15 protein-coding genes are annotated in these 21,450 nt (G+C 62.6%); 5 read left to right on the forward strand and 10 right to left on the reverse strand.

Annotation, left to right across the window (positions count from 1 at the left end; translation table 11 throughout):
• Nucleotides 1-487 (forward strand): MFS transporter small subunit (locus QM659_RS14760; protein WP_415188995.1); only part of this gene is annotated, 487 nt, incomplete at its 5' end.
• 320 nt (nucleotides 488-807) lie between these two features.
• Here QM659_RS14760 and QM659_RS14765 read toward each other — a convergent pair.
• The 10 genes from QM659_RS14765 to QM659_RS14810 all read right to left on the reverse strand — a co-directional run bounded on the left by QM659_RS14765 (nucleotide 808) and on the right by QM659_RS14810 (nucleotide 13,423).
• Nucleotides 808-3,270, reverse strand: coding sequence for a TonB-dependent receptor (locus QM659_RS14765; protein ID WP_415188996.1), 2,463 nt, complete (start codon nucleotides 3,268-3,270; stop codon nucleotides 808-810).
• A 704-nt stretch (nucleotides 3,271-3,974) separates the two neighbouring features.
• Nucleotides 3,975-5,258, reverse strand: coding sequence for a nitrogenase component 1 (locus tag QM659_RS14770; protein WP_415188997.1), 1,284 nt, complete (start codon nucleotides 5,256-5,258; stop codon nucleotides 3,975-3,977).
• Nucleotides 5,258-6,634 (reverse strand): nitrogenase component 1, encoded by a 1,377-nt coding sequence (locus QM659_RS14775; RefSeq protein ID WP_415188998.1) that lies wholly within the window; start codon nucleotides 6,632-6,634, stop codon nucleotides 5,258-5,260. The genes QM659_RS14770 and QM659_RS14775 overlap by 1 nt, the downstream gene beginning before the upstream one ends.
• The gene (locus tag QM659_RS14780) at nucleotides 6,634-7,506 is read right to left on the reverse strand and encodes an AAA family ATPase (RefSeq protein ID WP_415188999.1); all 873 of its coding nucleotides are present in this window, start codon (nucleotides 7,504-7,506) and stop codon (nucleotides 6,634-6,636) included. The genes QM659_RS14775 and QM659_RS14780 overlap by 1 nt, the downstream gene beginning before the upstream one ends.
• On the reverse strand, nucleotides 7,503-8,732 hold the full coding sequence (locus QM659_RS14785) for an MFS transporter (protein WP_415189000.1): 1,230 nt from the start codon (nucleotides 8,730-8,732) through the stop codon (nucleotides 7,503-7,505). Before QM659_RS14785 ends, QM659_RS14780 begins: the two co-directional genes overlap by 4 nt.
• A 25-nt stretch (nucleotides 8,733-8,757) precedes the next feature.
• The gene (locus QM659_RS14790; RefSeq protein ID WP_415189001.1) at nucleotides 8,758-9,975 is read right to left on the reverse strand and encodes a radical SAM protein; all 1,218 of its coding nucleotides are present in this window, start codon (nucleotides 9,973-9,975) and stop codon (nucleotides 8,758-8,760) included.
• 34 nt (nucleotides 9,976-10,009) lie between these two features.
• Nucleotides 10,010-10,846, reverse strand: a complete 837-nt coding sequence (locus QM659_RS14795; protein ID WP_415189002.1) for an ABC transporter ATP-binding protein — start codon at nucleotides 10,844-10,846, stop codon at nucleotides 10,010-10,012.
• The gene (locus tag QM659_RS14800) at nucleotides 10,846-11,604 is read right to left on the reverse strand and encodes an ABC transporter permease (protein ID WP_415189003.1); all 759 of its coding nucleotides are present in this window, start codon (nucleotides 11,602-11,604) and stop codon (nucleotides 10,846-10,848) included. Before QM659_RS14800 ends, QM659_RS14795 begins: the two co-directional genes overlap by 1 nt.
• A complete protein-coding gene (locus QM659_RS14805) occupies nucleotides 11,601-12,359 on the reverse strand; it encodes an ABC transporter permease (protein WP_415189004.1) in 759 nt (252 codons plus the stop codon). Before QM659_RS14805 ends, QM659_RS14800 begins: the two co-directional genes overlap by 4 nt.
• Nucleotides 12,356-13,423, reverse strand: a complete 1,068-nt coding sequence (locus QM659_RS14810; RefSeq protein WP_415189005.1) for an ABC transporter substrate-binding protein — start codon at nucleotides 13,421-13,423, stop codon at nucleotides 12,356-12,358. The genes QM659_RS14805 and QM659_RS14810 overlap by 4 nt, the downstream gene beginning before the upstream one ends.
• A 625-nt stretch (nucleotides 13,424-14,048) precedes the next feature.
• On the opposite strand from QM659_RS14810, the gene QM659_RS14815 reads away from it, so the two are divergent.
• From QM659_RS14815 to QM659_RS14830, 4 genes are all read left to right on the forward strand, one after another.
• The gene (locus QM659_RS14815) at nucleotides 14,049-16,004 is read left to right on the forward strand and encodes a sigma-54-dependent Fis family transcriptional regulator (RefSeq protein ID WP_415189006.1); all 1,956 of its coding nucleotides are present in this window, start codon (nucleotides 14,049-14,051) and stop codon (nucleotides 16,002-16,004) included.
• A gap of 264 nt (nucleotides 16,005-16,268) precedes the next feature.
• The gene (locus QM659_RS14820; RefSeq protein ID WP_415189007.1) at nucleotides 16,269-18,422 is read left to right on the forward strand and encodes a hydantoinase/oxoprolinase family protein; all 2,154 of its coding nucleotides are present in this window, start codon (nucleotides 16,269-16,271) and stop codon (nucleotides 18,420-18,422) included.
• A gap of 66 nt (nucleotides 18,423-18,488) precedes the next feature.
• Complete coding sequence (locus tag QM659_RS14825; protein WP_415189008.1) at nucleotides 18,489-20,822, forward strand: hydantoinase B/oxoprolinase family protein; 2,334 nt, start codon at nucleotides 18,489-18,491, stop codon at nucleotides 20,820-20,822.
• A gap of 67 nt (nucleotides 20,823-20,889) precedes the next feature.
• The gene (locus QM659_RS14830; RefSeq protein WP_303483230.1) at nucleotides 20,890-21,399 is read left to right on the forward strand and encodes an acetone carboxylase subunit gamma; all 510 of its coding nucleotides are present in this window, start codon (nucleotides 20,890-20,892) and stop codon (nucleotides 21,397-21,399) included.
• Nucleotides 21,400-21,450 lie beyond the last annotated feature (51 nt).

A 21,450-nucleotide genomic window follows, 5' to 3' on the forward strand; every position in this document is an offset into this window, starting at 1 on the left:
CATCTTCTGCCTGATCCTGTCGATGTATGGCGGCGGGTTCGCCACGCTGCCGGCCTACCTCGCGGACATCTTCGGCACGTATTATGTCGGTGCGATCCACGGGCGGCTGCTCCCCGCCTGGGCGACAGCGGGCATCGTCGGCCCGGTCGTCGTCAACTACATCCGCGAGGCGCAGATCAGTGCGGGCGTGCCCCGCGCGCAGGTGTACGATTTCACGATGTACATTCTGGCGAGCTTTCTCGTCCTCGGTCTCATCGCGAACCTGCTCGTGCGGCCGGTCGCGGAGAAATGGTATATGTCGAAGGAGCAGGAGGACGCTTATTTCGCAGCAAAGCGACGCGGTGCAATGGCGGAGCCGCACGGATCGTTCGGCATCGGACGCGGCGGCTTTTCCGTGCCGGCGCTGCTGGCGTGGACGGCGGTCGGCATTCCGATCGCCTGGGGCACTTACACGACGATTCAGCAAACAGCGGCACTGTTTCGGTAAGGATGTCAGGCTGACCGGGCGATCCACGCGGGCAGCCTGACTATCAGCGTGGAAGAGACGTCCGCCTGACACGACCGGTCGAACGATGCGATCGAAGCATTCGATTTGCGCTGCCGTGGACGCCGGTACGGCATGTATCGTTCACAGGGCGATACATGCCGATCTCAGGCTGCCGTTCTTCAGCCGCCTCACCTGCGCCCACCGCTGGCGTTGCAGACGGAACAGTCGCAGGCGACTGAGCAACACAAATATCACATCGGCGAGCGGCGCAACGCTTGCGCCTCACCACAAGTGAGGCGCCGTTCCCCGTAAGTGAAATCTTACAGCTTCGCGCGGAGCGTGACGCCGATCACGCGCGGATCGCCGACCGAGCCGATGGATGGGCCAGTCTGGCTCACGCTGCTTATGGCCGTAAAGTACTGTTTGTCGAAGAGGTTCTTGCTCCACAGCGAAAGGTCCCAAGACTTGTCGTCAGGGGTGATGCCGATACCCAGGTTGGTAATTCCGAAGCCGTCCTGCCAAGCCTGCTTTGATAGGCTTCCGTCGAGGTAGGCACCGGATCTGAGCGACTCGCTCACCCAGACATAGCCGGTATAGCCGTCCCAGACGGAGCGCGTGTAGGTTGCGCTCACATTGCCGCTCCAACGCGCCGCGCCTGCCAGCCGCTTGTCAGAAAGATCGCAGCTCTTGGTTATGTCGTAGGCGATCGACAGATCGCCAGCGCAGGGTGCTTTTTTGAAGTCCGTATAAATCGCATCGTTGTAGGCCCCGGCGAACGTGAACTTGAGACCATCGATGGGCGTGTCGTAGCTGCCTTCGACCTCGACGCCACGCAACCGAACACCCGGAACGTTGCCAAGGTAAGTAACAGGTAGCGGACGGCCGACTATGGTCTTGGCGAGCAAAGCCTGATAGTTGACGACCTCCGTATAATAAAGGTTCGGGTTGAGGGTAAGCTTCCTGTCGAATAAGGTGGTTTTCAGGCCGACTTCATAATCGTTTACTTCTTCCGGTGCTACGTTCAACGGCCCACCGGTGATTGCGTCGAATTGGACAGCGCCGGACTTTTCCCCGTAACTAGCAGACGCATAGCCAAGGATGTTGTCCGTGAACTTGTAGCTGGGGTTGATCAACCAAGACCAAGAGTCCGCGTAGATGGCTTTCCCCTGAAGAGGCCCTGTCCCGAGAGTATAGAGTGGTGCGACCTGCGCGCGAATCGCCTTAAGATTGTCAGGATAAGACGAGATATTTTTCTCTCCGAAATACCACTTTTGGGTCCAGTTATCTTTTTCCTCGTAGGTGTTACGGACGCCGAGCGTCAGGTCGAAGGCGCTGGTCGCGTGCCACGTTGTCTGCCCATAGGCGGCGATGCTCGTTGTGTCCGGATGCTCTGCCGTCCTGAGGTTAAGACCGTCCAGCGTGTTGATAATTGCTTGCGCTTGTTGAGGGTTTGCTCCCAATGTATTTGCAAAATACTGTCCGGCATCCTTGCCGAAATCCGTGCGTAGCGTCGACGTTACCTCGCTGCGAAGTGTGTAAAGCCCTACCGTGTAATCGAACTTCTGCCCGAGGACGTCGACGTTCCTCGGCGACGTCAGGCGCAGCTCCTGTGAACCCTGCCACGAGTCGACGAGATAGCCCGCATAGGCAACGGACAGGCTCGAATAGTCCTGATCGTTCTGCGCGCTGAAGTGATAGTCGCGGTAAGCCGTGATCGACGTCAGCGTGTAGCCGTTGTCGAGCTTCCAGTCAGTCTGCGTCGAAATCCCGTTGCCGGAGCTATAAACCGGTTCCTGCTGATTGAGTTGGACCGAGTGGAACGGATCGTAGGTTGGAGTGAGATTATTGAATATGGAGAGCCGCTGTGTGTAGGTTCCTGAACGAGGCAAACCCGTATCCGTGAAGAATTGCGGATCGCTGAGCCGCTGCAAGACCAGCGTCTGTTCCTTCGACTCGTTGTGATCGATGATCGTGCGGTTGGTGATGTTCGCGTTCGGCGTATAGAGGAACTGCAGCTTTCCGCCCCAGCGGTTCTGGCCGTTATAGCTGGTATCGTTCAGCGTGTTGTCGATGAAGCCGTCCTGCCGGTCGAAATAGACCGATGCGCGATAGGCCAGCTTGTCCTCGAAGACCGGGCCGCTCGCCGTCGCCTTCGTGATGAACAGGTCGCGCGAGCCGACGGTTACCTCGACTTCCCTTTCCGGCTCGAAAGTCGGCGCTTTGGTCGTGATGTTCAGCGCGCCCAGCGTCGTGTTCTTGCCGAGCAGCGTGCCCTGAGGCCCGCGCGCAACTTCGATCTGCTGGAGGTCGCCGTAATCGCCCCAGGTCTGGCCGGGGATCGTGGCCACCACGCCGTCGACGATGACGCCCACGCTCGCTTCGAGCGCGTCGCTCGCGTAGGTCTTGCCGATGCCGCGGATGGCGATGGAGGTGTTGCGCGGGTTCGGCGCGGTCACCGTGAGCGACGGCACTTTCTGCGCGAATTCCTTGATGGTCTGCTGCTTCTCGCGGTCGAGCGTTTCGCCGGTGACAGCGGTCACGGGAACCGGCACCTCCTGCAACTCTTCCTCGCGAAGGCGGGTCGTCACGATGACGTCCTGAATGGTCGCGGTCGCGCCCACTGCCGCCGTCTGGCCTCCTGCCGCTGGCGCAGTTGTTCCCCCTGCGGTGGCTGGCGTCGCGGTGCTTGCCGTACCGCTCTGGCCGGTGGAAGATGCCTGTTCTTGCGCCAGAAGCGCCGTTGACGAAACGCTGATGCCGAGAGCGAACGCACCGCTGCACAAGACACTCCGCTTAAAAAGGCGCACGCGAAAATTCCGCCCCTCAGCCGAGGGCGACTGTCTTACTATCATGTTTTCCCACCCACTTGCCCAATGAACCCACGCCGGGTTCAACTCAATTCATCACCCACCCGGAGTGATGCACGCGCCGGCTGCAAAGCCCGTTTTGCAATCCGGCAAGAACCCCAACGGGATGCCCGTCACCGCAGGGATCTTTTCTGATCGTCGAGGCCCGCCCCGCATGCAGCGCGGGCCTATGCGCCTGCAATCCGGCATCCCTCCACCGGATGCCGCGAACAGGGCTTGAAGGCCTTACTGCACTCCTGAAGAGTAAGTACACTATGTCGATAGTCAAAATATTTTTTTGGCACTCGACAAGCAGAGTGTGCGGAAGAGAAAATAGTTCTACCCACTATCACTCGTTAACAATCCCGATCTTCTTTGCAGCTTGTGTGAGGCTCGAGCCCAAGCATTTCCGATAAAATTCGCACATGGATTTCAGCGGCCTACCCTGTCCTGCTTTCTGCCGACTGAGAGGCGCGCCATGCGCTGGCGCCCACGCTCATCCGGCAGGGCTGGCGCACCGAAACACGCGTCGAACCTGAGCACGGCACCTCTCTGTCACGAAGAAACGTTTGCCCTGGCGTCGTCTTTGGCGCTTCCGGCCGTTTCGATGGCGAGGCGGCAGTCGGCGGCGGGTCGCAATGCTATTGGCGCAGGACTGCGCCGCCGATCGCCTCGATCAGCGCAAGGGCGCCTCGCGAGCCCGATAGCGGCGTATCGAGGACGATCCTGTCTGAGACCGGAGTGGAAATCTGTACGAGCGGCACGCCAAGCCGCGACGCGACGCCCGCCTCGATGGCGCGCGCCAGAATAATCTCCGGTTTCGCCGCCGTGATGGCATCCGCTATCTCGCCCGCACCCTCCACGAAAATGACCTCGGCGCCGGGAGCTGCCTTTTCGATTTCGGGAACGAGCCGCGCTTTTTCGTCTGGCGCGAGCGGTTCGGCCACGACGACGAGCCGGGGCAGCCATCCGAGCGTACCTGTAAGGAAGGCGGAAAGCCCCGCCGAGCGCGAACCGGTTGTCACAAGAGCGAAGCTGCGTTGCAGATCGAGCGCGTGATAGGCGTGCGACAACCTTTCGAGGAACCAGTTCTCGCGTTCGTGTTCGGAGGCGACAAACGTCTCGACATCATCGGGCGGACGCCCCGCAAGGTCGCCAATCCTTCGCAACAGATCGGCCGTCGCGAGCGCGCCCACGGGAAGCGCACTCGCTTCGAGCCACGGCACGCCGAACCTTTGCTGAATATCCTCCGCCGGTCCGCGGCCCGCCGGCGAAAGAACGAGCGTAAGCGCCGCGTTGCCGACGCGCCGAAGATCCGCCACCCCGCCGGAAGGGCCGAAAACCACATTCGCGCGAAGGCCGATCCCGACGAGAAGCCGCGACCATTCCTCGATCTCGCCAACCCATGCCGCGTCCGCGCCCGGCACCAGCCCGAATACGTTCACAAGCGTCTGATCGCGCGCGCCTTTATCGACGACGAGGTCGGAGCCGATAACAGCCTTTAGAAATTCCACATATCCCGCCCGCACGGCGCCGCGAAAGCCGGCCGATGGCACATCGATCACCGGAAAGCCCTGCGCCCGCGCTTCCTTCGCCATGGCGGGAATGTCGTCGCCGATCATCTCGGTCGGACAGGTGCTCAGCACCGCGTAAAGCGCGCCGTCGGCAACCTTCACCGCGTTCTTGATCTCTTCGCGAAGCCGCGCCGTGCCCCCGAAGACGACCTGCTTCTCGGAAAGGTTCGTCGATGGAACGGCGATGCCGCCAGGATCGAGCCACCCCGACAGTGGCGCGGCGAGCGCTGCCTGATAACCGCATCCGGCCGGGCCGTGAACAATGGGAATTGCGCCCCGCACGGCCAAGGCGGCGTAAATGGCCCCGTGAAGCGCGCAGCCTTCGCCGGGACATTCGATTGGATGAGCCATCAGCGAACTTCCTGCTTGATGTGCCAGTCGGCACTGCGGCGATACCAGCCGCTTGCATATGAGGAACGGCTACCCGCGAGGCGCGCGGCGAACGCGCGGTTGGCAAGCGCGTTGCGTGCCTTGTTCGCGAGCCATTCGGCCCCGCCCGCCCCGATGAGCCGGTGAGGAGCCACGCCAAACGCGGCGATACCGGCCTGGCTCGCGACCGCCGCAAGTGCAGGCGGCCCGATGAAGAGGTCCGGGTTTATTTTCGACAGAAGATTGGCGATTTCAAAGGGTTGCCCCGCCGCCACATGGAGCGTCGCTTCGGGCCATCGATCCGCGAAGGCTTTTGCTGCGGGGAGATGCGCCTTGTCCAGATAGTCGATCGTCAGGGCCGAGATCGCGCCGCCAAGTTCCTCCACCAGCCCGGCGGCGGCAAAGGCCAATGCGGGCGACAGGGCGACATGGACGCGCGCTCCTTCGAGCACTCGCTCGGCTTCAGGATGATCGGCTTGCAGCCGCGCGCTTCGTCCGGTGGCTGCGGCCACAGCCTCGCTCCACGCTCTCGTTGCCGAAAGCCCGATGGGCGGCGGCAGTAACAGCAACGGCACGCCCGCCGATTCAGCCAAACCTTGGGCAAAAGCCGTGCCCGCGTCGCCATCGAAAGGCACGGAAAGAAGCGCCTTCCCCGCGAGTTCGAAGCTTGCGGCGTTCGCTCCGCCCGGCAGGAGATTCGCCCGAAGCCCGAGCGGCTCAAGCAGCGTGGCGATGCCGTCGCCGACGCGCGCATCGAGCGCGATGACATTCACCACATCCTCGCGCACCACATCCTCGCGCCCAAGAGCGAAAGGCGCCGACGCCAGCGCCAGCGCCACCTTCGTTGCGGCGTCGTAACCGGTGGCGGCGATGCGCGAGCGGAAACCGTCCGTCTGCACCTGCAGGACAGGGATGCCGAGGGTCTCGGTCAATTCGGCGGCGACGCTTCGGATGTCGTCGCTGTTGATGGCGACGACCGGCCCGCCGACGACGAACACGACCCATGGCCGGTGACGTTCGACAAGCGAGCGGATGGTGCGCGCGAGGGCTTCGCCCGAGCCGATTATGGTGTCCCGCTGGTCGAGGCCCGTCACGGCGAAAGCTGCGGCGCCCTTTTGTGCGAGCGCCGCCGCCGCACATCCACGGGGCGCATGGACCACGATTGCCGCGCCCTCGATGGCGCCAAGGAAGCTGAGTGCCGCCGTCACATCGTCCGGCGCGGTCTCCGAGAAGGTGCGCACGCGTTGTGCGGCGTCGCCCGAGGCGAATTCGGCAAGGATCGGCGACGATGAGCCAAGCCATGCGCCGATCCCGTTCAGCCGCTTTTCGCGAATAACAAGGCCGGGGCGACGTGCCATCAGACAAGGCCTCCGGCAGACACCAGCTTCTTCTCCTCGGCGAAGGCCCGGTCGCCCCAATGGCGCGCCCAGCTTTTCAGGTCGGGATCGGCGAGAGGATGGGGAACCGTCGTTTCTTCGTCGTCCACGATGGCGCGCGCCACGGCCCGATAGATGTCGGCCTGCTCGGACGCTGGCGCGCTTTCAATCACGGTCTGACCGTAAAGCTCGCCCTGCGCCACCGCGAGCGAGCGAGGCACGTAACCGACCACGCGCGTGCCCGTGCGCGCGGCGAAATCGTCGACGAGAGGGCGCGCGTAGGGAGCCTGAAGACCGTTCGCGATGATGCCGCCGAGGCGAGCGCCTCCGGTCGGCGCGTATTTCTGGATGGCCTTGAAGAGGTTGTTCGCGGCAAAGATCGCCATGAAGTCGGACGAAGTCACCACGAAAGCCTTGCTCGCGATGCCATCGCGGATCGGGACGGCGAAGCCGCCACATACGACGTCGCCGAGGACGTCGTAGAGGACGACATCCGGTCTGAAGGTCTCGAACACGTCGAGTTCATAAAGGAGGTCGATCGCCGCGCTGATGCCGCGCCCCGCGCAGCCCACGCCCGGAACCGGGCCCCCCGCCTCGATGCAGAGCACGCCGCCGAAGCCGATTGCGGAAATCGACTCGAGCGTGGTGCGGCTGTGTTCGCGAAGCGTGTCGAGCACGGTCGGCAGGTCCGCGCCGCCGCGAAGGATCGTCGTGGAATCGGCCTTGGGATCGCAGCCGACCTGAATGACGCGTCGGCCGGATTCGGCGAGCGCCGCGCTGATGTTCGACGTTGTGGTGGACTTGCCAATGCCGCCCTTGCCATAGATCGCGATATGTTTCGGCGCGTGGGTCACTTTTCCTCCGACGGAATAAGGCTTGGAATACGAGGTGTGCGGGCTGGAATGGCCGTGACGGCCAGGAGGGCTATGAAGAGCGGCATGAAGGAGAGAAAGACCGCGGGCGTACCGAAGGCCGCGGCCACTGCCCCGGCAAAAGCGGGTCCGACCATGCCACCGAGGCCCGTGGCGGTCATGAAGAGAGAGCTTATCTCGCCTTTCGCTCCGGGCAGCGTCCCGGCTCGCATCGTGATGACGAGCGTCATAAGACCGATGCCGAGGCCCAGGGTTGTTGCGAAAACGAAGAGAAGGGCGAAGCCTTCCGCGAAGGCGATCCCCGCGAGCGAAGGGACGATGACCGCCGTCCCCACACCAAGCGCAACCGGGAAAGGGAAGCGCTGTATCCATGCCCCGGCAAGGAAAGAGGTCGCGATATAGGCCGCGCCCTCCACGCCCGCGATCCACGCCGCTTCGGTCGCCGCCAGTCCGCGTTCCGTCACGGCGAGTACGACGATGAACGTTGCGAAAGACGCAAAAACGGCCGTTATCAGCGTCTCGGCTGCAAGGCAGGCCGGAACGCCGGGCGCGCGCAACAGCGACGCGAGCGAGACGCGCCTTTCTGCGAACCGGCTACCGATGGCGCGGCGATGCTCATTTCCTTGTGCCGGCTCCGGCACCGGAATGAAGCGCAGCGGCAAGTTGGCCGAGCCCATCATGACCGCAGCGATCGCAAAGACGCCTTCGAAGGGCACGCACCACATGAGCGCGCCGCCGAGAAACGGGCCGAAAAAGCTGATGCCGAGCGATATGGCGGCCTTGTTCCATCCAGCCCGGTGAAGACCGATGAGCGGCAACGCGTGGAGAAAGGCGGACGCGAGCGCCGCGAAAACGAAAGCGCGCGTGAAAGCCTCGCCCATCATGGCGAGCCCGAGAGCATCGACCGATGGTGCGAGCGCGCAAAGCCCCACGCAGGCCGCGTTCGCGGCGCTCGCCAGGAGAAACACACGCCCGACGCCGAAGCGGTCCACCGCCATGCCTGCCGGAAGCACGGCAATCAGCATGCCGAGCCCCGTCGCCGCGCGGAGAAGCCCCGTCTCCGCCGCGCTGGCGCCGAGTTTCAACGCATAGACCGGCAGCGCCACCGAAAGGATGCCGAAAGCGATCCCGCTCGTTGCGCCTACCACGATGAAAAGCCAGTGGAGCGGCACGCGGAATGCCCGCGAGCCGTCTTCAGTCTTGCCCATGACGCGTGCCACCGCCACTCCCTCGTCAGGCGAGTTCGAGCCGGCTTTCCTGCAGCGACGGAAGAAGATCGTCCTCGATGCGCCAGATGTCGTGCTGAAGCGAATCGTTCGAGGCGTTGCAGTCGCTGACCTGCTGGAAGGTGAAACCGTTCTTCTTCCAGATCGCTGTCGTCTGAAACGCGAGATCGATGTACCACTCGGGGACGGGCGAGCGATGCCCTTCCAACTCGGAGCCGGGATTGGGGCACCACACCGAGAACGTGCCGACGACGCCCGAAGCGGCGAGGTGCTCAAGCCCTTCCAGCGTCCTTTTCTTCGGTTCGATGCCCGCAACCATGTTCGAGCGCACGGCCCCGTGACCGAACACGCCGACGGCATATTTCAGAGCGTGGAGCCAGTGATCCCAGCCGCCGCTGGTCCGCGCCTTGCCTGGGCAAATGGTTTCGTAGAAGCCCTTGTCCCACAGCTCGATGTTCATCGCGGTCGTGCGATAGCCCGCTTCGCGGAAGCGGTCGATCTGGCGCAGGTCGAGCGGCGCGGCGACGACGGCGGTGCCATTGAAATCCTGAAGCCCTGTGTGCTCCTGAATCGCCTCGGCGACGTCGAGATAATATTCGAGTTCGCGCCGCTCGGGGATGATGCCGCCGCTGACCGTCAGGTGATCGACGGCGTTTTCCGCGAAGGCCGCTGCGGCTACTTCACCGATCTGGCGAGGTGTCTTCCAGAAGATGCCCTTCTTCTCGCCGTAAACGTCCTTGGTGTGGTTGATATTGCAGAAGGCGCAATCTTCGCCGCGATCCTTGTAGGAACACTCGTTGCTATACGCGAAAAACAGCGCGCGATGGCGATACAAAGCCCCGATGGTCCCCATTTCCTGACCATCGGAAGTTTTCAGGCCATAAAAACCGGGCCGCTTGTGAAAGTGCACTTCTGCCACTTCGTGGCCCTTGTTGGTGATAATGGTACGGTTGCCATCGAGATCGATGATGTTGGCCGAATTGGGATTCCAGCGGAATGGAACCGAAATGCCTCCGGGAAGATCGTAGCCCGAAGGAAGCTCGAAATCGTGGACGAAGAAATCCATCTCGAACAGGTTGTGAACCTGCTCCTGAGCCAGTTCAGCGGGCCTAACGAAATCAAGTGCCTGTTTCGTGATGGCGACACCGTGAATGCCGAGTTCGGCCTTGAGCTTCAGTTCTTCCCACAGCTTCGATTTCGGCAGGGGGGACCGTTTTTCTGTCATGGTGCGCTACTCCTTTGTTTGCGGGATTCTGAGGTCAGGCCGTCTGGAGTTCGGCCGGGCGGTCGCGGGCGGCATCGGGTTCCTCGACGAGCACCGGGACTCCCAGAAGCCCCAATACTTCGTCCCGCGTTCGCAAGAAGGCGGGGGATGAGCGGTCGCGGATCGCATGGCGAGGAACTTCGAGGATCTGCGCGACGCGCCCCGGATGGGGCTTCATCACGACGATCCTGTCGGCGAGGGTCACGGCTTCGTCCACGTCGTGGGTCACGAGCAACGCCGTCGTGCCCTCGTGACGGATGAGCCGGGCCAGTTCGGCCTGAAGTCTGAGGCGGGTCAGCGCGTCCAGCGCTCCGAGCGGCTCGTCCAGCAGCAGAAAGCGCGGGCGCGTGACGAGTGCGCGGGCGATGGCAACCCGCTGCGCCATGCCGCCGGAGAGTTGCGCAGGATAGGCTTGAGAGAAGGACGACAGGCCAACGAGTTCAAGCTGCTCGGCGATGCGCTGCTTGCGCTCTCTGCTGTTCAGGCCGCTTCTGCGAAGAGCCGCCCCGACATTCGCCTCGACTGTAAGCCATGGCAGAAGGCGGTGCTCCTGAAAGACGATACCGCGGTCGAGGCCGGGGCCATCAACAGCTTTGCCGTCGATCCTGATGCTTCCCTCGAAGCCGGTATCGAGACCGACGATCGCCCTGAGAAGGGTCGACTTTCCGCATCCCGATGCTCCGACGAAGGCGACAAACTCGCCCTCGCGGACCGTCAGCGATACCTCCTGCACAGCGGTGAACCTGCTGCCGGCGACGTCGAAGGTGCGGCTGAAGTTTGCAAGCTCGAGCGCGACACGGCGGAACGTGGCTGGATTTCTCAGCGTAGTCATCAGGCTGTTCTCCGTTTCAGCAGCTTCATTTCCCCCGCGTCGGCCATGCGCTGATAAATCATGCCGATGCAGACCAGCACGAGGAGCATGGCGAGCAGCAGATCCATCTGGAAGGTTTCACGGCCTTCATTGAGGCGGCCGCCGAGACCGGGAGCGACGTTCAGGAACAGTTCCGCGCCGACAGTCGCAAGCCAGGAGGCGATGAGTGCGCTGCGCAGCCCGGTCAGCACCTGCGGCAGCGCGCTTGGCAACGCGATCAGCCGAACGTAGTCGAGGCGGCCAAGGGTCAGCACCGCGGCGAGTTCATGGTGCGCCGGAGAAATTTCGCGCGTACCACGCCAGGTGCTTACGACCATCGGCGTGAAAGCGGCAACGGCGATAAAGGCGATCTTGCCCGCTTCATTGCCGCCGAACCACAGCGACAGGAGCGGAACCCAGGCAAAGAGCGCGATTTGCCTGAAGCCCAGGAACAGCGGTCCAAGAAGCTGGTTTGCGAGTTTCGACAAGCCGAGCAGGAGCCCGAAGGCGAGTGCCGCGCAGATGCCGATCGCGAACCCCTGAATGTGCCGCGTGAGCGTCGCGGCCACGTCGGCGGTAAGCGTGCCTTTTTCGATTTCGATCCATGCCCGCGCGAGCACGGCTTTGGGCGATGGCAGGAAATTCGGATCTGTCAGTTCGAGAAGCGTGGCGGCTTGCCATACCGCCAGCGTGCCCACGAGGATGGCATATGGTTTGAGCGAGGAAGCGCGGATCTTCATGCGACGCCTCCACGCCAGCGGTATAACCGGCGTTCGGCAATCCCCAGCACGCTGTTGAGAAGGAGGCCGACCAGCGCAATCGTTGCAATGGCGGTCAGCACGAGATCGAGCTGAAAGAGCTGGCGTCCCCAGACGATCAGGTAGCCCAGCCCCTCGCTGGACGCGAACAGTTCCGCCAGGATCAGCGCTTGCCAGGCGTTTGCAAGTCCCTCTCTGATGCCTGTGAAGATCGACGGAGCCGCAGCCGGCAGAACAATGCGGGTGGCCTGATACCAGGGGTCAAATCCGAGCACCCGACCGACTTCGACCCATTCGGACGAGACCTCGCGGATGCCCTGCGCGGCGTTCAGCACGACAGGAACGAATGTCGCCCAGGCGATGACGAAAAGCTTCATCTCTTCGTCGATGCCGAACATCAGTACGATGAGCGGCAGCATCGCAAGTGCGTGGAGCTGCGTGAGGACGAGAAAGGGCGTTCGGAAAAGCTCTCGAAGCGTCGACGATGCACCGATCGCGGCCCCGCACAGCAGTCCTGCGGCCGAGCCGAACGCAAAGCCGACGGCGATGCGCTGGAGGCTGGCGGAGAGGTGCATCCAAAGTTCGCCGCTCGCCAGCGTTTCACCGATCGTTTTCGCGACGAACGCGGGGTCCGGCAGGATCTGGGCAGGCAGCAGTCCATACCGGGCCGCTGCCGCCCACGCTGCGAGAAGACCAGCGGGAACGATCAATCCAAGCAGGTAGGAACGCGGTTTCATCGTTGCTGGGCTTTACCGTCAGCCGATGACGCCGCTTCGGTCAGCTTCGTACCGTCTGCCCTGGACCTCGGCCAGTAGGTTTCGAGGTGTTGTTCGGCAAGCGCGCGCTCAAGATAGCGGCGGTCGATCCAGCTTTCGATCTCCACCGGTTTGCGCAGAAGTCCGTAGTCGAGAGCGCGGCGCGTCTGATCGCGGTAGCGCTCGACTACGAAATCGTCGATGAGGGGATTGAGCCGATCAGCAAGTCTTTGGCCCGAAAAATACTCGCGGAAACTTTCGGTCGGAATGCCTGATTTGGCGTAGACTTCATAGAGAGCCTCGCGATTGGCCTCGTCCGCTCCCCAGCGGGCGGCGCGGATATAGGCATTCACCACGCGCTGCACGAGTTCGGGATGCTTGGCTTCAAACTCCTCGGTTACATAGAGCCCGGCAGCGCGGCTGAATTCAGGCTTGTCATTTTTGGTGTCGTACGGAATTTCGATGATACCGCGACGCTTCAGCTCAAGAACTTCGACACCCCCGAAGGCCCCGTCGATATTGCCGGAAAGTATGGCCGCAAATGCGCCCGCAAAATCGAGATTGACGAACTTCACATTCTTTTCGGTCAGGCCGTGCGCGGCGAGTACCCGATCCGCCGCGAGTTGAAGGTTCGTTCCTCGGAACTGGGCAATCTTTCTGCCGACAAGATCGTCGATACCATTGATGCCCACCCCTTTCCGCACGGCGAGAAAGATGGGTGTATGAACATCCGACTGTGCGAGCCACTTGGTCTTGATGCCGTTTGATCGATGCACGATCGCCGGCAAGTCGCCCAATCCAGCGGAGAAATCGAGCTGACCGGAGGCAAACGCCTCGTTTACGGCCGGGCCGGCTCCGCGGAACAGCGTCCATTCCACCTTGATATCCGGATCGTTCTCGAATTCTTTTTCGATATATCGCTCGGCGTGAGCCACCGAGGCGATTCCGCCGTAGGCAAACGGCCTGTTGTCGACGCCGAGCCCCGGATAACCGATGCGGATGACAATGGGGTCCGCCAGCGCGTTTCCGGCGGCTACGCAAAGCATCACTGCTGGAACCAGGCTCAGGAAAAATGCCGTCAGGCATTTCCTCGCTCTGGAAGAAAATTGATCTATCGATGGCATTATTCGCGTCACCATAATCCAGTTTACGGCGCTATGGACGCGATATTTTCTCGCGTCCGAAGCGATTGGTTGCTTCGATAAACGATATCAACTCCAGATTTTCTATAATCGATGAATTCAGGCATCAATATATATTTTCAATGATTTATGGATTTGCTATGTTGACTGGATTTGTGTTTTAGCAATTCATTGTCGGCTGAAACCTGTGACGCGATGGATCGGGCAGCCACACGCACAAATTCCCGTATTTTTATAATTTTAGTATATTTTGCGTCCCGAGACCGGGCATCGGCGCCATTGGAGGGCCGCTCATGCAGCGGGCTTGCGTAATATGATTGCTCGCCCTACTCTTTTGGTTGAAGCGGATCGAAAAGAAGTCCGCTTGCAGGAAACGCAAAAGGGACTTCGTGATCGAAAAGATCATGAGATGTAAGCGACGCGCGCGGCAAACATCCCTGTCCGCGCCCCTTCCGCCGTGGAAATGTCGCTCCGCTGAAAAAAGCGTCCCTGCCTGAACGACAACGTTCGCCCCGCCGGAGACAGGGTCATGAATCAGCGCGCGATACGCCTGGCATGGGAGGAGTTTCAGCAACACGGTCGCAAGGCGTGCGTTCTGCCGCGCGCCATCGCCGCTTCATGGGAGCGATCGCGGTCCTTTGGTGTCGGCACAGCCTTGTTACGCGCTCCGCTGGCGGACGAGGCGGAAATCTTCCGAAGGCGGTCGCTGAATGCGTCTTTCCTCGCAGCTTCGCGTCAGGCGCTCGAACGCTCGCGCGAGATGTTGCGCGATGCCGCGAGCATGATGATCCTCGCGGATCGAACGGGTTTCGTCCTCGAAACTGCCGGGGACGGCCGCGTGGTCGAACAGGGCAAGGGCAACGCGCTGCAAACGGGCGGAGCGTGGCAAGAGAATGCCATCGGTACGAACGCCATCGGCACCGCGCTCGCAGAGCAGCGCCCGGTGAAGGTGACGGGAGCCGAGCACTTCTGCGAGGACGTCCAGCGCTGGAGCTGCGCCGCCGCCCCCGTGCATCATCCCCTCGATGGCGAACTGCTGGGCGCAGTCGACATCTCCGGTCCCGTGGCGACCTTCAATCCGCAAAGTCTTGCGCTGGCGGCCGCCATCGGCAGGGAGATTGAAGCGACGCTTGAAAAGGCCGCGAAGCTCGACCACGAGATTTTGCTGCGTCATCTGCTTTCCAAGCGGTCGACGTGGCTCAGCGAAGATATCCTTGTGATCGACCGGCGCGGCCACCTCGTCCATTCCACCGAAACCGCGATGCGCAAGATCGATACCGCTTCGCCTGACGATCTGCCTCACGTGCTTCGCCGCATCATCGGTTCTGCTTCCGCCGAAGCGTGGGAGCGCAATTGCCGCGACCGCTTTCCCAATGCGGGCCTCGAAATCGTGAAGGATGACGGCGAAGTCGCCGGTTGTTTGATCGTGCTGCTCGGCAAGCGCAGCATTCCCGCGAGCCCGGCCGTCGCCCGCGCGCCGCGGGCCGCCGCCGATGCGTTTGACGAGATCGCGGGCGAAAGCGCCGTGATGCGCGATATTCGCGAGCGCGCGCGGAAGCTGGCCGCGAACCCGCTGCCGGTGCTGATCGAGGGCGAAACGGGCGTCGGCAAGGAGTTGTTCGCCCGCGCGATCAAGGCGGCGAGCGCATGCGCAAGCGGCCCCTTCGTGCCGGTGAACTGCGGCGGCATGGCGCGCGACCTCATCGCGAGCGAACTGTTCGGCTATGTGAAAGGGGCGTTCACGGGCGCGGACGGCAATGGCAGGCCGGGCAAGATCGAGAAGGCCGACGGCGGCATCCTCTGCCTCGACGAAATCGGCGAAATGCCGATGGACCTGCAATCGTATCTGCTGCGCGTGCTGGAAGACGGAATCGTTTATCGCGTCGGCGATCACGAGGGCCGCCCCGTTTCCATCCGGCTCGTGTCCATGACGAATCGCGACCTGATGGAGGAGGTGGGCGCGGGGCGCTTCCGGCGCGACCTTTTCTATCGGATTGCCGCCGCGCGTCTTCGCATTCCGCCGTTGCGGGAACGGGGCGACGATGTGCTCGTCCTCGCCGAGCGCTTCGCCGCAAGAACGGCGGCGCGGCTCGGTCGCCCATCGCCTTCTTTCTCGGACGACGCTCTGATGCTGCTTCGCCTCTACGGGTGGCCGGGCAATGTCCGCGAGCTGCGCAACGTGATCGACGCGGTTCTTGCGCTTTGCGAAACCGACAAGATCGACGTCGAGCATCTCCCGCCGGAAATGCGCCTGTGCGACAAGGCTTCCCGCGCGGCAGGCGCGGAACCGGAAGCTGCCGCAAAGCCTCTAACCGTCCTCCCGTCCCGGCGTGGCATGAAGACGCCCGAGCGCGAGGCCATCCTTGCGGAAGTCGAAGCATGCGGCGGCAACCTTACCGAAGCGGCTCGCCGTCTCGGCATCGCGCGCTCGACGCTTTATGTGCGGCTTGCGAAATACGGCGTCTTGCGCTCGCCCGAAGACTGACGCGCTTCCCCTTTTCAGAACCTGCGCGGGCGGCGGCTGCAAGACTGCCGTTGTTGCGTTTTGCCGTCCGGGTCTTGCCGTTCCTCCGCTGTTCGGACGGTCGGCCCGGACGCCGCGCCGGACGTTAGCGGACGCCGAAAACGGGCTGAGCGGATGCGGTAAGCCGCTGTTCCGCCTATGCTGCGCCATGGTGCGACATTCTGGCATGCTCCCTGCGAAAGAAGTGACATCGGCGCGAAGACGCCGAGCGAAAGGGAGGTCAGAGTGAATTTAGCTGTACGGAACCTGAGAAGCGTGCAGGTGCTCGGCATCGACGCCGGCGGCACCATGACCGATACGTTTTTCGTCGACGCGAACGGCGAGTTCGTCGTCGGCAAGGCGCAGTCCACCCCCGAAAACGAAGCCATCGGCCTCATCAACTCCAGCCGGGACGGCCTGTCGCTCTGGAACATGGAGCTTGAGGAAGCGCTGAGCCAGCTTCACACCGGCGTCTATTCCGGCACCGCGATGTTGAACCGCGTGGTGCAGCGGAAGGGCCTCAAATGCGGGCTGATCGTGAACGCGGGCATGGAAGACTTCCACCGCATGGGCCGCGCCGTCCAGTCTCACCTCGGTTACGCCTACGAAGACCGCATCCACCTCAACACGCATCGCTATGACCCGCCGCTCGTTCCCCGACAGCTCACGCGCGGCGTGGTCGAGCGCATCGACATGTCGGGCACGGTGGTCATCCCGCTTCGCGAAGAGTCCGCGCGGCGAGCGGCGCAGGAGCTGATCGCGCAGGATGTGGAAGGCATCGTCATCAGTCTGCTGCACTCCTACAAGAACTCTTCGCACGAGCGCCGCGTCCGCGACATCGTCATCGAAGAGGTGGCCAGGAGCGGCAAGAAGATCCCCGTCTTCGCATCAGCCGATTATTACCCCGTCCGCAAGGAGAGTCACCGCACCAACACCACCATCCTTGAAGGCTATGCGGCCGAACCGTCCCGGCAAACGCTCAAGAAGATTTCCGACGCCTTCAAGGATCAGGGCACGAAATTCGACTTCCGCGTCATGGCCACGCATGGCGGCACGATCTCATGGAAGGCGAAGGAACTTGCCCGCACCATCGTTTCCGGCCCCATCGGCGGGGTGATCGGCGCGAAGTATCTCGGCGAAGTGCTGGGCTACAACAATATCGCGTGTTCGGACATCGGCGGAACCTCGTTCGACGTGGCGCTCATCACGCAGGGCGAACTGACGATCAAGAACGATCCCGACATGGCGCGGCTCGTGCTGTCGTTGCCGCTCGTGGCGATGGATTCGGTCGGCGCGGGCGCGGGTTCTTTCATCCGTCTCGATCCTTATACGAAGGCGATCAAGCTCGGCCCGGACTCTGCGGGCTATCGCGTCGGCGTCTGCTGGGCGGACAGCGGCATCGAGACGGTGACGGTTTCGGACTGCCACATGGTGCTCGGCTACCTGAACCCCGACAACTTCCTTGGCGGCGCGATCAAGCTCGACCGCCAGCGCTCGGTCGATGCGATCAAGAAGCAGGTCGCCGATCCTCTCGGCCTTTCGGTCGAGGATGCGGCGGCGGGCGTGATCGAGCTGCTCGACAGCGACCTTCGCGACTATCTGCGCGCAATGATCTCGGGCAAGGGCTATTCCCCGGCGAGCTTCGTGTGCTTCTCCTATGGCGGCGCGGGTCCGGTCCACACCTACGGCTACACGGAAGGGCTCGGCTTCGAGGACGTGATCGTTCCGGCGTGGGCGGCGGGCTTCTCGGCCTTCGGCTGCGCGGCGGCGGATTTCGAATACCGCTACGACAAGTCGCTCGACATCAACCTCGCGCCGGATGCGTCGGACGAGGATCGGGCCAAGGCCGCGGCTGTGCTTCAGGAGGCGTGGGACGAACTCACCCGCAACGTGCTCGAAGAGTTCCGCCTGAACGGCTACGAGGCGGACAAGGTCACGCTGCAACCGGGCTACCGCATGCAGTATCGCGGTCAGTTGAACGACCTCGAAATCGAAAGCCCGATCAAGTCCGCTTCGACCGCCGAAGACTGGAACGCGATGGTGGACGCCTATAACGCCACCTATGGCCGCGTCTACTCGGAAAGCGCCCGTTCGCCCGAGCTTGGCTATTCCGTCACGGGCGCGATCATGCGCGGCACGGTGCCGATCCAGAAGCCGAAGATCCCGGTCGATACGCTCCACGGCGACACGCCGCCCGAGGAAGCCAAAATCGGCACGCGCAAATTCTACCGCAAGAAGCGGTGGGTCGACGCGCAGCTCTACAAGATGGAGGCGCTCCTTCCGGGCAATCGCGTCACGGGCCCGGCGATCATCGAATCCGACGCGACGACGTTCGTCGTTCCCGACGGCTTCGAAACCTTCCTGGACGGCCACCGGCTGTTTCACCTGAAGGAAGTCTGAGAGCGGACCGGGCGGCAATCGCCCGCATTCCCCCGAGCAAAAAAGATCGAACAGGGACGAAACGTCATGAACCTCAATGTAAAAACGTCGGACTTCAAGACGGCGACACGCGGCATCGTTCGCGGCGGCGAGACGCTGAAGCAGCATCGCGACCGCCTGATGGAGGCCACGCGGCTGACGAAGCACTATGCCGGCCTCAAGCAGATGGATCTGCGCGACAGCGAGCCGATCCTCTACAACAAGCTGTTCTCACGCCTCCGCGCCGGTGTGGTGGACGCCCGCGAGACGGCGAAGAAGATCGCGGCATCGCCCATCGTGGAGCAGGAAGGCGAGCTTTGCTTCACGCTCTACAACGCGGCGGGCGACTCGATCCTGACCTCCACCGGCATCATCATCCACGTCGGCACGATGGGCGCGGCGATCAAATACATGATCGAGAACGACTGGGAGAGTAACCCAGGCGTCCGCGACAAGGACATCTTCTGCAACAACGACTGCCTGATCGGGAACGTGCATCCGTGCGACATCCACACGATCGTGCCGATCTTCTGGGAGGGCGAACTCGTCGGCTGGGTCGGCGGCGTCACGCATGTGATCGACACGGGCGCGGTCGGCCCCGGCTCCATGTGTACGGGCCAGGTGCAGCGCTTCGGCGACGGCTATTCCGTCACCTGCCGAAAGGTGGGCGAGAACGACACGCTGTTCCGCGACTGGCTGCATGAGAGCCAGCGCATGGTGCGCACGACGCGCTACTGGATGCTCGACGAGCGCACGCGCATCGCGGGCTGCCACATGATCCGCAAGCTCGTCGAGGAGGTCATCGCGGAAGAGGGGATCGACGCGTTCTGGAAGTTCTCTTACGAGGCCGTGGAGCACGGGCGGCGCGGGCTTCAGAATCGCATCAAGGCGATGACCATCCCCGGCAAGTACCGTCAGGTGGGCTTCGTGGACGTGCCCTATGCGCATGAGGACGTCCGCGTGCCGTCCGACTTCGCGAAGGTCGATTCCATCATGCACACGCCGTCTGAAATCACGATCCGTGGCGACGGCACATGGCGGCTCGACTTCGAGGGATCGAGCCGCTGGGGCTGGCACACCTACAACGCCCATCAGGTGAGCTTCACCTCCGGCATCTGGGTGATGATGACGCAAACGCTGATCCCGTCGGAGATGATCAACGACGGCGCCGCCTACGGCACCGAATTTCGCCTGCCGAAAGGCACGTGGATGAACCCGGACGACCGGCGCGTCGCCTTCGCCTACTCGTGGCACTTCCTCGTCTCGTCTTGGACGGCGCTGTGGCGCGGCCTGTCTCGCTCTTACTTCGGGCGCGGCTATCTGGAGGAGGTGAACGCGGGCAACGCCAACACCTCGAACTGGCTGCAGGGCGGCGGCTTCAACCAGTATGACGAGATCCACGCGGTGAACTCGTTCGAGTGCGCGGCGAACGGAACGGGTGCGACGGCGGTCGGCGACGGTCTCAGCCACGCCGCCGCCATCTGGAACCCCGAAGGCGACATGGGCGACATGGAGATCTGGGAGCTGGCCGAGCCGCTTCTTTATCTCGGCCGTCAGATCAAGTCGAACTCGGGCGGCGCGGGCAAGTATCGCGGCGGCTGCGGTTTCGAGAGCTTGCGTCTCGTCTGGAATGCGAAGGACTGGACCATGTTCTTCATGGGCAACGGTCACATCTCGTCCGACTGGGGGCTCATGGGCGGCTATCCGGCGGCATCGGGCTATCGCTTCGCGGCGCACAAGACCGGCATCAAGGCGCTCATCGAGGAGGGCAAGCCGATCCCGTTCGGCGGCGATACCGACCCGGAAAACCCGGTGTGGGACGATCTCATCAAGGGCGCGGTGATCAAGCGCGACAAGCAGGCAATCACCACGGAGGAGATGTTCTCCGACTACGACCTCTACCTCAACTACATGCGAGGCGGCCCCGGCTTCGGCGACCCGCTCGACCGCGACCCGCAAAGCGTCGTCGACGATCTGAACGGCGGCTACCTGCTCGAACGCTTTGCCGAGCGCGTCTATGGCGTTGTGGTCTCGGCAGATGCGGCGGGCCTCTATGCCATCGACGCGCCGGCGACGGACGCAAAACGCAAGGCCATCCGCAAGGATCGCATCGCCAGTGCCGTGCCGGTGAAGGAGTGGGTCAAGACCGAGCGCGAGAAGATCCTTGCGAAGACCGGCGCGGGCGATCACGTCAAGCAGATGTTCGCCGCATCGTTCACGCTTGGGCCGAAGTTCGAGAAAGACTTTCGGTCCTTCTGGGATCTGCCGGATAGCTGGCAGCTCACCGAAGACGAACTCGACATTCCTCATTACGGCTCGAAATACTCGATGGATCTGTCCGAACTGCCGGATGTGAAGCTCGTCCAGTTCGTCGAGGAATAGCCGCCGAACGCGCGCCGGTGCCCTCCGCCGGCGCGCCCCCAACCTTATAAGAAATCGAGGAAACGCCATGTCCTACACACGCGCCAAGATCGCCGATCTCATCGACGGCCGCATCGATCACGACACGCTCCACCAGATGCTTTCGATGCCGAAGGATGCGGAGCGCTTCGCCACCTATGTCGACATCCTTCAGGAGCGCCTCTCGTGGCAGGATCGCATCGTCCTGCCGCTCGGCCCGAAGCTTTACATCGTCCAGCGGCAAGACACGAAGGAGTGGAAAACCCGCTGCGAATGCGGCCACGATTTTTGCGACTGGAAGGAAAACTGGAAACTTCACGCGCTTGTCAATGTGCGCGACACGCCGCAGAAGCTTGAGCAGATCTATCCGCGACTTATGGCGCCGACGCCTTCATGGCAGGTGTTGCGCGAATATTTCTGCCCCGAATGCGGCACGCTTCACGATGTCGAGGCGCCCACGCCGTGGTATCCCGTCATCCACGATTTCGAACCGGATATCGACACGTTCTATAAGGAATGGCTTGGAATTCCGGTGCCCGAGCGCGCTGGCGCGGCCTGACGGATTCGAACGCTCGCGGAGAGCGAGCGGGTGCTTGCAGAACATGTTGAA

The organism is Rhodomicrobium sp. (assembly GCF_047605405.1).
GTDB classification, from domain to species: domain Bacteria; phylum Pseudomonadota; class Alphaproteobacteria; order Rhizobiales; family Rhodomicrobiaceae; genus Rhodomicrobium; species Rhodomicrobium lacus.

What these genes read in the sequence shown, in the direction of transcription:
- QM659_RS14810 (WP_415189005.1), bottom strand. Translation starts at nt 13,423, where the DNA reads ATGCTTTGCGTAGCCGCCGGAAACGCGCTGGCGGACCCCATTGTCATC.
- QM659_RS14785 (WP_415189000.1), bottom strand. Translation starts at nt 8,732, where the DNA reads ATGGGCAAGACTGAAGACGGCTCGCGGGCATTCCGCGTGCCGCTCCAC.
- QM659_RS14825 (WP_415189008.1), top strand. Translation starts at nt 18,489, where the DNA reads ATGAACCTCAATGTAAAAACGTCGGACTTCAAGACGGCGACACGCGGC.
- QM659_RS14805 (WP_415189004.1), bottom strand. Translation starts at nt 12,359, where the DNA reads ATGAAACCGCGTTCCTACCTGCTTGGATTGATCGTTCCCGCTGGTCTT.
- QM659_RS14790 (WP_415189001.1), bottom strand. Translation starts at nt 9,975, where the DNA reads ATGACAGAAAAACGGTCCCCCCTGCCGAAATCGAAGCTGTGGGAAGAA.
- QM659_RS14815 (WP_415189006.1), top strand. Translation starts at nt 14,049, where the DNA reads ATGAATCAGCGCGCGATACGCCTGGCATGGGAGGAGTTTCAGCAACAC.
- QM659_RS14770 (WP_415188997.1), bottom strand. Translation starts at nt 5,258, where the DNA reads ATGGCTCATCCAATCGAATGTCCCGGCGAAGGCTGCGCGCTTCACGGG.
- QM659_RS14830 (WP_303483230.1), top strand. Translation starts at nt 20,890, where the DNA reads ATGTCCTACACACGCGCCAAGATCGCCGATCTCATCGACGGCCGCATC.
- QM659_RS14800 (WP_415189003.1), bottom strand. Translation starts at nt 11,604, where the DNA reads ATGAAGATCCGCGCTTCCTCGCTCAAACCATATGCCATCCTCGTGGGC.
- QM659_RS14795 (WP_415189002.1), bottom strand. Translation starts at nt 10,846, where the DNA reads ATGACTACGCTGAGAAATCCAGCCACGTTCCGCCGTGTCGCGCTCGAG.
- QM659_RS14775 (WP_415188998.1), bottom strand. Translation starts at nt 6,634, where the DNA reads ATGGCACGTCGCCCCGGCCTTGTTATTCGCGAAAAGCGGCTGAACGGG.